Genomic DNA, 13,310 nt, shown 5'->3' on the forward strand with positions numbered 1-13,310 from the left:
CCTACACGGTTTGATTTTTCACTTCAACAGGTAGTATAAAACGCAATTATATCAATTGCGTTTTGTATGCCTTCTAAAAATCAATATGAAATTAAAAAACTAAGTCAATGAAAGCAGCAAATCCTGTAGAAAAAGACAGCAAAGCTCCTAGCCAGAGCAAAAAGCAAAGGCCGAAAGAAGCGGTGGTTGTACCTCTATCTGAGGTAGAAACAGTCAGTACACAAACACAAAAGTATGGAGAATCAAATGGGATGGCTGGATCAGCAAATCCTAATACAAATCAACTTAGCCTCAATAATAAAATTGTAGCCGTTCATGGTTCACAAACCATTTATGACAAAGGCTCAGAAGTAATGCATGGAAAGGTTCAAGAAAGCATTGAACAAACTGGTGATATCAATCATCCCGAAACCAAAGAAACAGAGAAAGGGTATATGGCTACTCTGAATGTGGATCAGATGCGTGATTATCAGGATGTGAAAGCAGGAACATATCTTCCAAAAACGGTACAGGAACAAGCTGTTATAGCTCAAAGCACCCAAAGTAATTCTGAAGCAGTCCCTGCAGCAACTCCTGCAGAACCTGTTGTTATAGCTGAAGTACAACCTATACAGGATGAGGCTGCCTTATCCGATATAAGTGATGCTTTAGTGTTGCCTGCGGAAGAAGAAGGTGCGGCTAGAACTACACCAACCGATCCTCGTAAAGATCCACAATTCAATCAAACAATAGATTCGGTTAAAAATACAGCGAAAACAAAGCGTGCTCATACTACGAAAGATAAAGCCGAAGCTAATGCAAATGCAGCTGCGGCCGTACCTGGTGGTGAACGTAAATCTAAAGCCCGTGGTCAGCAGGTGGAGCAGCTTGGTCAGCAAAAGAGCACCCCTTTCAAAGCTTCAGATTTCAAGGCAAAATTGAAGGAGAAAATCGATAAGATGCAATTGCCAACCAACGAAAAACAGGTCGAAAACTTTGAAAAGCATAATAATATTGCCCAGGTTAATAGATCGGCCGGAGCAGATGTGGTAACCTCCAAAAATAATATGACAGGTGCTATTGAAGCAGTCTCTAAAAAAGAACCAAACGAGGCAGATGTTAAAGCGCGTACAGCTACAGCACTACCAGATCCGAAAATAGGTTCAAAGGTTAATATAAAAGCAACCGTACCGGGCAAACGAGGCGATGCTGAATTAAGTGAACCTGTTACCAAACGATACAAAGCGGTTGAGAAGCAGTTTGAGAAAAATAATATTACCGATGAGCAGCTGGCCAATTCGAATGAGCCAAGCTTTATCAATGCACTCAACGCTAAGAAAGCGGCCAAAGAAAATGCCGAAAATACACCAGGAGAATTTAAAGCTGCTGAAAATAAAAAACTGGAATCTTCTAAACAAGAAGCACAGGGCAAAACCAACGGTACAATGGAAGGCATGCATAACAGCAGAAAAGAAATGCTGGATGGTGTGACTAAAAATCAACGTACAGCTGGTGAAAAAAATACAGGCAAACATCAGGATGTTGTAGGTCAGCTGAATCAAATTTATGCTGATACCAAAAAATCTGTTGATGGCGAGTTAAACGGTCTGGAAGCTAAAGTCACCGAATTGTTTGATGCAGGTGCCAAAGCAGCTAAAGAGATTTTTGAAAAGTACGTCACTAAGAAAACAGATGAATACAAAGAAAAACGATACGGAAGCTGGTATGATGTTACGAAATACGGCAAACGTTTAAAAGATGCATGGAACGGAAAATTGCCGGATGAAGTCAATATATTCTTTACCGTAGGACGCCAAATGTTTCTTGACAAACTGGACGGAACCATTAATGTTATTGCCAAATTAGTAACCGATCGACTGAATAATGCAAAAACTGCGATTAATTCCGGACGTCAGAAGGTAGCAAACTATATTAAAAATCTTCCTGCCGATGTTAAAAAAGCCATTAAAGGAGATATTGATGCGATTCAGGGGCAATTTAAAGGACTTGAAAATTCTATAAATGAAAAAGAATCTTCATTAATCGATTCATTGGCAACCAAATACAACGATACACTGAAAGAAGTGGACGAAATGATTGTTGAATTTAAAAAACGCGACCAGGGATTCTTAAGTGCTCTGAGAGAGGCATCATTAGGAGTTTGGGAAACCATACAAAATATCAAAAAAACTCTTATGGATTTACTTTCAGGGGCCATGAGTGTAATTTTATCAATAATCACCCATCCGATCGATTTCTTATCCAATCTTATTGACGGGGTATCACAAGGATTTACCAATTTTGGAAACAATATCTGGACACACCTTAAAACAGGATTCTTCACATGGCTTACCGGAGCAACAAAAGGGGTTTCTATTACCATGCCGGAAGATGTATTCTCATTAAAAGGAATTTTCTCCATTACTATGCAGGTGCTTAGTTTGAGCTGGCAAGGGGTTAGAGATATTGGAGCTAAAGTAGTGGGAGAACCTGTAATGAAGGTTCTTGAAACAAGTGTTGAAACAGGTTTTGAAATCGTACAGATCGTTCGTAAAGACGGTGTTGCCGGACTTTGGGAATACATGAAAGATCAATTTGCCGACCTGAAAGAAACGGTAATGGATACTATTATGGACATCATTCAAACAGAGGTCATAAAGGCCGGTATCAAATGGATCATGGGCTTGCTTACTCCAGTAGGAGCATTTATAAAAGCAGCAATGGCAATTATAGATGTCGTAAAATTCTTCATCCAAAAAGCGGCACAGATCATGGAATTGGTAAGAGCCTTTACCGAGAGTATAAAAGCAATTGCCAACGGAAATGTAGGTGCAGTAGCCAAATCAATAGAAAACGCATTGGGTAGAGCTATTCCGGTACTTATTGGCTTTTTAGCTTCTTTATTAGGAATTACTGGATTGGTAGATAAAGTAACTGGCGTGATCCATAAAATACGAGGACGTATTGAGAAAGCTATTACTAAGTTCTGGGTTTTTGTGAAAGGGAAAGCAAAAGGATTGCTTGGGAAAGTTGTAGGTAAAAGTAAAAACGATAATACCCATGAACCTGAAAAGCAGAAAAAAATTGATGCAGGATTTATCTATTTAAAAGAAGAAGAGAAAAAAGTAGATGAAAATCACAATAACAAGCTAACTCTTGAGCAAGCCAGTAAGGTGGCTAAAAAGACTAAGGCAAAATATCCTGTTTTCAGCTCTTTGAGAGCTGAAAGTAAAGATGAAAAAATCATCTATAGATATACGGCGAGTCCTGAGAATGTTCATGAGACGGGAACTGAACTGGAAAATACCGAAAAAGTTGACGGACATTTGCTAAACAATAATAGTGCCGATAAAAAAACAGGCTTAACGATAACTGAAGAAAGAAAAGGTAATCAACGTTTAGGCTACAAAGCAAAACTACCAAATAGCAAAACTAATGATGCTGATGGAATTATCGTTGGAGATACAGAGAATGCTTATGTGAAAAAACGAAAAGAGAAAAATGATTTTGACAAGCAGTATAAAGAATTATTACCTTTAACAGCTGAAGAAAGAAGAAAAAAGATAAGTGCAGGAGGTGATGAGCACGATAAGTTTAAACCTATTATTAGAGAAACTATAATAAATGGGGATAAAACCACTATAGTATATGGCTATGTAGATGGTTCTGAAACCTTTACAGTTACTTATGATAATAAAACTAACGAGACCGAAAAAGTTATTGCGGATAATATATCTTTTCATAAATTTGGAAGGGGAAAAACAAAAGGGGAAACCGTTGAAGGTTTGAACAGAGCACACATTGTAGCTAATGAAGTAAGAGGAACGGGATATGTAGAAGGGCATAACTTAATGCTTACTAGTGATACTTTTAATCAGGTAACGATGAGAGAGGAGGAAGAAAAAATAGGCAAATATCTAATTAAAGAAGGAGTAGAAGATGGGGGATTATTAAGTTTTAACATGACTGTTGATGTTACACGTTTTGAAAATGATGAAAACTCTTCAATATTATTAATAAGGAAAGAGTTTTTAAAAAGGAAAAATCAATTAGAGAAAAAGATAAATGAAATATCTGAGGAGAAAAAAGTAACATCGGAACGATATAAAGAATATATGACTTTAGAAGCTTTGTTAAGTTTAAATGATGCAGAATTATTAAAAACTGTAGGAATAGGTGCTAAAAGCAAAGGAGTACGTAGGGTAAAAAATGTAGTTTACAAAATAACTAAAGTTATATTTGTAAACAATCGAGAAATTACTCCTGATGAAATATTCTTTACAGGTCCAGATCATTTTTTAGGAACCAAATAAATTAAAAAGCCATGAATTATACATTAGAAGACGTTAAAGATTTTATTTTAGAATTTACTGACTTAGAATATCAGTTTAATTTAGGTCGATTTGATAACTCAATAACAGACGAAGAATGGTATGTTTTAGTTGCAAAGTTGGAAAACTGTTATAGTGAAGAATTTGGCTATTACGCAATTATAACTGCATATAGAGATGAATCTTTAATGACCAAAGAATTATATGAAAATAAGAAGAAAAATCTTAAAAAAAGAAGATTGTTTTTAATTAGAAAATATGAAAATCCTAAATTTGGAAAAGGCATATATAATGCGGATTCTAGTGTGTGTTTTTCTGGTTTCTTAGGTGCAGAATCAAATAATATTAGGTCGGAAATATATCAGAGTAATTTGAGTGTTGGGATTGTTAATGGGGAATTAAAAATAATAACCGAAAGAGATCTAAATTCTGAAAAGAGAAGAAACGAAGAAATTATCGAATGGGTATATAGTGAAAGATCTAATGTTTATACGGATGATATTATAATAAAAAAAGACGGTACATTAGTAGAAACACTAAGAGTTTTTGAGCCGGAGCATCCTACTTGGATAACAGATTATAACCAAGGATAATATCATCAACTTTGGTAATTGAAAAAAACGAAACTTCAATTTGAAGTTTCGTTTTTTTATTTCAATAAACAGCCCTATTCCGGAAAATATAGATTAGAATATACATATTAAAAGAATATTCAATACTTTTGAATAATCACCAAACAACATTATAAACCATGAAAAAAATACTATTCATTTGTTTCCTGCTATTCAATCTTTCTATTCTGAGTGCGCAAACAATAGAATCAGGAAGCCATAATACAGAAGGATATATCAAAAGTGATGGTACCATCGAAAACAGAAGTCACGGGACGGTAGGTTATATTAAAAATGACGAGACTATTGAGAACAGAAGCCATGGCACGATTGGTTACATCAAAAGTGATGGCACTATTGAAAACAGAAGTCACGGAACGGTAGGCTATGTGAAAAAAGATGGAACAGTAGAAAACAGCAGCCATGGAACCATAGGTTACATTAAAGACGATGGAACGGTAGAAAATAGAAGCCACGGAACGATCGGATATGCCAAAGGAATAAAAAAAGAATGGGCAGCAGTGGTTTTTTTCTTCTTTAAACTAGATCAATAATTGACGAGGTAAACAATGATTTATTGCTCCATTCGTATAAGTTAAAAGCAAGGCTTGGATTTTATAATCTGAGCCTTTTTTATTAGTAAACGAGATTAACAGATCTAAAAATAAATTTCCTAAATATTCAATTTTTTTGAAGCATTATAGGCTTACTGCAACTACAGAATCAAGAGGTCAGAAAACTTTCATAAGAATGAAAAAATAAAGAATTTTGGACTTTAAATATAACAATATACTAAAGTAATTAAGCTAAAACATAAGCAGTCAGAAATACTAAAATATTATGGAAAAAAATGAATTAACGACACGAGAAAAGTTAAAAACATATTTTGAAACAGGTAAACATCCGACAGAAAATCAATTTTCGGATCTGATAGACTCTTTAAAGCACAGGCAAGATACCCTTACTGATAGAGAGGTGATAATTATCGCCAATGGTTTGGCAACTTTGGATAAGGGATACATTCAATATTATATAAATAATGTTGGAGATTTAAAATTTCCTATCGTCATAAGCTCTCAGGATGAAGAAGATCAAGTGATCAACATTGGGAGTACTAATGGGAACGAAAAAAAACAATATTTTTATGGCAATGCCCCTTACACCGTTAAAGCAAAGGGTTTCCCGGCAGAAGGATTGGGAGAGACCGAATACTATTATTTAAATTGTCAAATAGATGAATTCACCTCTATGATCAGATTATACGGAAACAGCCTGCCTACCATTCCTGATGGATTTGAATTTGGAACGCTGACCGGTAAAAATTTAATCTTACAGATGACTAAGCAGAACTTGGGACAAAGAGTAAATATTGTAAACACAGGCATTAAGCTCGTTAATAAGACACAGGTACCTATTCAGTATATGCCACAGTCAAGTTATTGGACATATATTTTCACAGCAGATGATATGGTTACAGATCATTATAATGCATGGGACTATTTGTATCTCTATTATAAAGCAGATCTTCGGGAAATCGATCAATCTATAGAATGTAAGGTTTACGACGCAGATAATGAAACGCTTTTAATGACAACTTCCTTAAATGCCCGTCAAAACAATCAGAATGTTTGGGCCGGAGATACAATAATGAAGGTCCGAAATATAAGAATTGAATGTGAGTATCAAAATATGTCAAAATAAAAATCTTAGCAACATGACAGTCTTTGGATAAGGCTTGATGAATTGTCCGGTGATAAAGCGACTGTAACAACAGAATAAGAAGGGTGAAAAACTTTTGCAGCAACAAAAAAAAAGAGGAATCTTGAACTTTAAAGCATAAGCAATAAAGAATAAGAATTATTATGGAAAAAATTGAATTCCCGACAAGGGAGGAATTAAAAATATATTTTGAAACAGGTAAACATCCTACACAAGGTCAGTTTTCGGATCTGATAGACTCTTTAAAACATAAAGAAGATCTTCTTACCGATAAAGAACTGGTGACCATTGCCAATAGCTTGGCAACTTTGGACAAAGAATACATTGAATACTATATAAATAATGTTGGAGATTTAAAATTTCCCATCGTTGTAGCTTCTCAGGATGAAGGAGAATCAGTCATAGAATTGCGAAATAACTCCGGCAATGAAACAAAACAATACTACTTTGGTAATCCGCCTTATACCATTACAGCAAAAGGATTTCCAACGGATGGATTAGCGAAAAATGAGTACTATTTTTTATATTGGCAGGTAGATGAAAACAAGCAGATGCAGAGACTTTTTGGAAATAATCTGAATACCATTCCTGATGGGTTTGAGCTGGGAAGGCAGAAAGATAAAAGATTTTACTTTCAATTGACCAGGCAAAATCTGGTGTCACAAGTCAACATCGTAAACACAAAAATAAAGTTTATAAATAATACGGATATGCGTGTTCAATATAGAGTATTTAGTGGGAATTGGGGCGATAAATTCAGAACTGAAGACACGGTTACCGATCATTATCATCTCTGGGATTATTTGTTCTTTTACTATAATGCAGACCTTCGGGAAACTGATCAGACCATAGAATGCAGGGTCTATAATGCAGATTATGATCAGCTTTTACTGACAAATTATTTGTATGCTGGGCAAAACAATGAAAATGTTGGAGGCGGAAATATGCTGGATGGAATCAGAAATATAAGAATCGAATGCGATTACTATGAGAATCTGACATAATAACGCAGATAATATTCGGAAAAAAAGATTTTAAATAAAGGATCAATAAACCTGTATGTTGATAGCATTATATAAAATGTACAGCGACTAAACGATATGGTTCTTAAAAAATAAACAGCACTGCGACTACAGAATAGCGAGTCCGAAAAACTTTGATAAGAAGAAAAAAAGACTCAATTTTGGACTTTCAAATTAAGAGATTAATGATCTGATTCTTTAAAAAATAAACTGTACTGCAACTACAGAATAGGGAGTCCGAAAAATTTTGATAAGAATAAAAAAAGATCCAATTTTGAACTTTCAAATTAAGAGATAAATCATTTGATTCTTAAAGAAATAAAGAGACTGCAACTACAGAATGGGAAGCCCGAAAAACTTTCATAAAAGGAAAAAAAGCATGAACTTTGTCTCATCAAATACAAGTCATATCCCATCCATATAAAAGTTATTTGGAGATTGCAGAACCGCAAAATATAATCCATAACTACATTATAAATACAAACCTCAATCGAGTAAGATATTCAATAACGGGAAGCCTTTTGCTTTTGAAATACTGGAATTTTCTGATGTGAAAACATAAGGATCTCCTCCACGAAGCAAAATGATAAATTAAATAATATGATTTATCGTTTTCTTTCAAAAGCAGACACATAGGTTCTTTCAAAAGTAGGAATTCCAATAATGAAGAGATTTTCCATAAAAACTGTTTCGGCAGTTTGGGTAAGACTCTAAAATGTGAGCCACTTTTCGGTTGAGGTTTATTTAAAAAAAATCAATACAGATTTTCAAAATTTTAACCCTAAATAAAAATGTAATTACTGCATTAGAAAAGCAAAAATCAAATTACTAAAGATGCAGTTTTTAAAAGAATAAAAAGAATGCATGCTGAACATTCAATCTAAATAGTAATTGGCACTCGGAAAAAAATTATACGGAAAATAAAGTAACAAAGAACATTAAAATATTATGGAAGAAATAAATAAACTAACCGAAAGAGAGCAGCTGAAAACCTATTTTGAGACAGGTAAATACCCTACTCAGAGCCAGTTTGGTCAATTCATAGACAATTATGTCCATTTGAATGAATTTAATTTTGGGCTGGATGTAAAGGCAACGGGAACTCATAAGACAAAATTCTATCATTTTTATGTGTCTGAAGAGGTTCAAAGATCAGAAGGACATATAAACAGGGAAGATGAAGAAAAGAGCGAAGCCAAGCAGATCTCCGGCTATACACATCTTTTAAGTAGGGACGTACCTTATAAATGTTTAAACGTAAAGCTATCTAAAGAATTAGATATCGAAAAATATCAGCCCAAGATCATCATAAAACGCTATAAACAAAGAAAAAGACTGAAAAGTGGGTATTTGAAACCATCTGGTTTTTATCAGGAACTTCCAGCAGATGCAAAATCTTGGGGCAGACAATCGGAATATCCCGTAAAGTCTAATGAAATGATTATAGACCTTAATCCTATAAACTATTTCCGACCTGCTAAAGATCAAAATGGGAAAGTTGAATTTTATCCATCTGGAACATTTAACAGACCTGGTTCATTCCGATATACGGTACATCATAGAAAACCATTTGCTCTTATTCAGATGTTTTTGGAAATTGAGGTCAATGGAACAAAATTCAGATCAAATCCTACCAATATAAAAATTATTTTAGGAAGGGATGAGAAAGACCTGATCAACTATATTATTGATTAATAAAAACACCTCAATCGAGTAAGAAACTCAGTGATGGGAAGCCTTTTTCCTCCTGAAATCCTGGAATTTTCTGATGCGCAAGCAACGAATCTCCTCCGGGAATAGAAATAACAGATTTTTGAATCTCATATTTCTTTTCATGAGGAAGAGTAATTCTTTAAAAAGTAGGAATTCCGGTAAATGAGAACTTTGTAAAACCAATTGCTCCGGCAGTTGGGTAAGAATCTCCAATGTGAGCTACTTTTCGGTTGAGGTTTATTAAAATACATCTCAGAATAACGTGGAAACATCATAACGATGTACACACACAATATATTTAAAAAACATAACAAAAAACACCTCAATCGAGTAAGAAACTCAGTGATGGGAAGCCTTTTTCCTCTTGGAATCCTGGAATTTTCTGATGCGCAAGCAACGAATCTCCTCCGGGAATAGAAATAACAGATTTTCGAATCTCATATTTCTTTTCATGAGGAAGATTGATTCTTTAAAAAGTAGGAATTCCGGTAAGGGAGAACTTTGTAAAACCAATTGCTCCGGCAGTTGGGTAAGAATCTCCAATGTGAGCTACTTTTCGGTTGAGGTTTATTAAAACACATCTCAGAATAAAGTGGAAACATCATAAAGATGTACACACACAATATATTTAAAAAACATAACAAAAAACACCTCAATCGAGTAAGAAACTCAGTGATGGGAAGCCTTTTTCCTCTTGGAATCCTGGAATTTTCTGATGCGCAAGCAACGAATCTCATCCGGGACTAGAAATAACGGATTTTTGAATCTCATATTTCTTTTCATGAGGAGGATCGATTCTTTAAAAAGTAGGAATTCCGGTAAGGGAGAACTTTGTAAAACCAATTGTTTCGGCAGTTGGGTAAGAATCTCCAATGTGAGCTACTTTTCGGTTGAGGTTACTTTTGAACAACCAATCAGAGAGATCCTTTCAAGTATTTAAAACACCAAAAGAGAATGAAGTACTGCACCTATAAATGCAGGATGAATTTTGAATTTTAAAATATAAAAACTAAAAACCAATGAAGCCAGAATATTATAAAAATTATTTTAAACCATTGGTGGGTTACTTTTCAGTGGCGGGTATCAGAACCATAAAATAGAGTGGAAATATCGTAAGATAAAGTACATGATATTTTAAAACTGAGTAAGAAGCTCTAAAAGGGAAGCCTTTAGCTTTTGGAATATCGGAATTTTTTAATGTGTACGCATTAAAATCTCTTCCGTGAAACAGAATGACAGATTAAAACCTGCCGTTTTTTCAAGAGCAGATAACAACTCCGTGAAGACGGAAGATTCTTTAAAAAGTAGGAATTCCGGTAAGGGGAAGACTTTCAGAAAGTAACTGTCATAAGCCGTTTTGGTAAGACTTTCCAATAAAAAATACATTCACTTTGAGTGACAGATTAATACATGTTTTCAAAATTTTAAAATTCAAAAAAATAAAAAGAATAGATAACCGATGGAGCCAACACAATTACAAAAATTATTTACCCATTTAGAAGAAGTTATTACGTGGCGTATCAATAATTCTTCAGAACTTTTTGATAAAGGAGCCCCCGAATTTAAAACTAATGACCATGAAGGCTTTCAATTAGGAGACTATATTTCAAAAAAAGAGCTTACCCATCAGCAGGTTGTTATTCTTTTAATGGCTTTGTTGCCAAGACTGGATCCTTCATTATTGAAACGTATTTTTCTGGAATTTCCGGGAAATGCCTTGTTTGATTTTTGCTCTACCAATGATACAGGGAGGCTCTTTTATCCGACCATTCAGTCGGTTCAATACCTTTTAGGCGGAGACAGTATTTCGGAACGATTGAAGGCTTTGGATCATTTTAGTCCAAACTCAGTTCTGATCAAAGAAGAGCTCATTGACTTTTCAGGTTCAGCCGATCATCATACACCATTGACCAGTCCTATAAATGTTTATCCGGAAGCTTTTAATGCAATGATTTTAGGGCAGGAACTATTACCTAAAATGAGCAATGATTTCCCTGCAGAACAATTGCATACCCGTAGATCGTGGGCAGATTTAATCCTTCCTCAAAATACGATGAACGAGATTCAAGGTATCGAAGCCTGGTACAATAGCCGTCACATTCTTATGGAAGATTGGGATATGCAGAAAAAACTTAAGCCCGGCTTCCGTGTATTGTTTTATGGAGATCCGGGAACGGGAAAAACCCTTGCAGCCAGTCTTTTAGGGAAATACACCCAACGTCCTGTGTTCAGGGTTGATGTTTCTATGCTCGTTTCGAAGTACATCGGAGAAACAGAAAAACAACTGGCCAAATTATTTGACAAGGCGGAAAACAAAAACTGGATCTTATTTTTCGATGAAGCAGATGCTATTTTCGGAAAAAGAACCAATGTACGAGATGCTCATGATAAATATGCCAATCAGGAAGTTTCTTACCTATTACAGCGTATAGAAACATTTTCAGGGCTTATTATTCTAGCATCCAACTTTAAAAATAATATGGATAAAGCCTTTACGCGACGCTTTCACAGCTGCATCAAATTCAATAATCCAAAATATGAAGAGCGTCTGCGTATCTGGCAGCAAAATTTACCCAAACAATTACTGCTTGAAGATATTGATCTGGAATATATTGCCAAACGATATGAACTGACCGGTTCTAATATTATGAACGTTATACAGGATGTAAGCTTAAAAACAATTGCATCAAAAGAACCTGATTACAGAGTAAAGCCAGAGGTTTTGTTAGAAAGCATCAAAAAAGAATATGTGAAAGAAGATAAAATTTTTGCATAAAAGCTGAAGGGTCTCAAACACAGACCTTACACAGAATAAAGACAGGAGATTTAAAATCGATTAATTCCAAAACTAAAACCGATGAAAGCGAGAATTATGCTATTGATACTATTGAGCAGCCTCATACTGGGCTGCAGAACTAAACATAAAATGGTGACTACTTATAAAGAAAACAAAGAAGAAACGGAAAAAATAAAGGTTGATTCTTTGGGTTTACAGAACTTAAAAGTAGTACAAAATACATCTGCCAATACAGTATCGGACGAAAAGAAAAATGAAGTATCCGGAGAAATGCTGATTACAGGAAAATCGGATGCCTTCAATCCTTTTATTTTTCATAATGTAGTGGGAAGTGACACCATCCAAAGTATTTCTATCATAGGAAATGCGGAATATTTGATCAGCAACCGTTTCGCTAAAACTGATCATAAGAAATCTGACGCCAGAAAAGAAGAAGTAACTAATGTTGTTCAGGAAACTGCTCAGAAATCGGTTTCCAAAGAAATTGTTCAGAAATCGGCTTCGGAAGTCTCTGAAAAAACAAAAGAGATCAAATCAAATGGATTTCAGGCCGGAGCGTGGATCGTAATTGCGGTTGCTGTCATTATTTTAATACTCACCTTTTTCACTTATAAATATTTTAAGAAATGAAAACATCACAAAAAGGAATAAATTTAATATTGTCATTTGAAGGCTTCAGTTCTAAACCTTACTTAGATGCTGCAAAAATTCCGACAATCGGATACGGAAATACATATTATACGAATGGCAAAAAAGTCACGATGAATGATTTGCCGATAAGTAAAGAAAAAGGGGTGGAATTATTTTCATCTGTTTTACCAGCTTATGAAGAAATCGTAGGGCATAAGATTAAAGTAAAACTTAACCAAAACCAATTCGATGCTTTGGTGTCGCATACATACAATACAGGAGGCTCCGATATGCTGTTTTCTTTAATCAACAAAAATGCGGGTAAAGAAGCTATTAGAGATTGGTTTACCTCGAGATATATTACCGCAGGAGGTAAAGTTTTAAATGGCTTGATAAAAAGAAGAAAGGCAGAAGCAGACCTGTTTTTCTCTTAATACAATTCAGAAAAAAGAGGTGAAAATTAACCCATCATGAAAACTCAAAAAACAAAAAAGGTGAATCAAAACGA

The 13,310-nt window shown here is 34.7% G+C and carries 10 protein-coding genes; 9 read left to right on the top strand and 1 reads right to left on the bottom strand.

Features of this window, described 5'->3' with window-relative positions; all coding sequences use genetic code 11:
* Positions 1-107: 107 nt before the first annotated feature.
* The 6 genes from JI747_RS12000 to JI747_RS12025 all read left to right on the top strand — a co-directional run bounded on the left by JI747_RS12000 (position 108) and on the right by JI747_RS12025 (position 9,357).
* Positions 108-4,292: a phage tail protein gene (locus tag JI747_RS12000; protein WP_225688972.1), complete on the top strand. Its 4,185-nt coding sequence runs from the start codon at positions 108-110 to the stop codon at positions 4,290-4,292.
* Positions 4,293-4,303: 11 nt separating this feature from the next.
* Positions 4,304-4,903, top strand: a complete 600-nt coding sequence (locus tag JI747_RS12005) for a hypothetical protein (protein ID WP_225688974.1) — start codon at positions 4,304-4,306, stop codon at positions 4,901-4,903.
* A 158-nt stretch (positions 4,904-5,061) separates the two neighbouring features.
* The gene (locus tag JI747_RS12010) at positions 5,062-5,475 is read left to right on the top strand and encodes a 5-fold beta-flower protein (protein WP_225688976.1); all 414 of its coding nucleotides are present in this window, start codon (positions 5,062-5,064) and stop codon (positions 5,473-5,475) included.
* Positions 5,476-5,761: 286 nt separating this feature from the next.
* On the top strand, positions 5,762-6,622 hold the full coding sequence (locus JI747_RS12015) for a hypothetical protein (RefSeq protein ID WP_225688979.1): 861 nt from the start codon (positions 5,762-5,764) through the stop codon (positions 6,620-6,622).
* 161 nt (positions 6,623-6,783) lie between these two features.
* Positions 6,784-7,644, top strand: coding sequence for a hypothetical protein (locus tag JI747_RS12020; RefSeq protein WP_225688981.1), 861 nt, complete (start codon positions 6,784-6,786; stop codon positions 7,642-7,644).
* Positions 7,645-8,610: 966 nt separating this feature from the next.
* Positions 8,611-9,357 (top strand): hypothetical protein, encoded by a 747-nt coding sequence (locus JI747_RS12025; protein WP_225688983.1) that lies wholly within the window; start codon positions 8,611-8,613, stop codon positions 9,355-9,357.
* Between the two features lie 1,212 nt (positions 9,358-10,569).
* Here the strand turns inward: JI747_RS12025 and JI747_RS12030 are convergent.
* Positions 10,570-10,761 (bottom strand): hypothetical protein, encoded by a 192-nt coding sequence (locus tag JI747_RS12030; RefSeq protein WP_225688985.1) that lies wholly within the window; start codon positions 10,759-10,761, stop codon positions 10,570-10,572.
* A gap of 73 nt (positions 10,762-10,834) precedes the next feature.
* Between JI747_RS12030 and JI747_RS12035 the strand changes: the two genes are divergently transcribed.
* The 3 genes from JI747_RS12035 to JI747_RS12045 all read left to right on the top strand — a co-directional run bounded on the left by JI747_RS12035 (position 10,835) and on the right by JI747_RS12045 (position 13,236).
* Complete coding sequence (locus tag JI747_RS12035) at positions 10,835-12,151, top strand: ATP-binding protein (RefSeq protein ID WP_225688986.1); 1,317 nt, start codon at positions 10,835-10,837, stop codon at positions 12,149-12,151.
* Positions 12,152-12,232: 81 nt separating this feature from the next.
* The gene (locus JI747_RS12040; RefSeq protein WP_225688988.1) at positions 12,233-12,802 is read left to right on the top strand and encodes a hypothetical protein; all 570 of its coding nucleotides are present in this window, start codon (positions 12,233-12,235) and stop codon (positions 12,800-12,802) included.
* Entirely contained in the window at positions 12,799-13,236 is a 438-nt protein-coding gene (locus tag JI747_RS12045; protein WP_225688989.1) for a lysozyme, read from the top strand. The genes JI747_RS12040 and JI747_RS12045 overlap by 4 nt, the downstream gene beginning before the upstream one ends.
* Positions 13,237-13,310: the final 74 nt, after the last annotated feature.

Source organism: Chryseobacterium tagetis (genome assembly GCF_016735585.2).
In the GTDB taxonomy this organism is placed as follows: domain Bacteria; phylum Bacteroidota; class Bacteroidia; order Flavobacteriales; family Weeksellaceae; genus Chryseobacterium; species Chryseobacterium tagetis.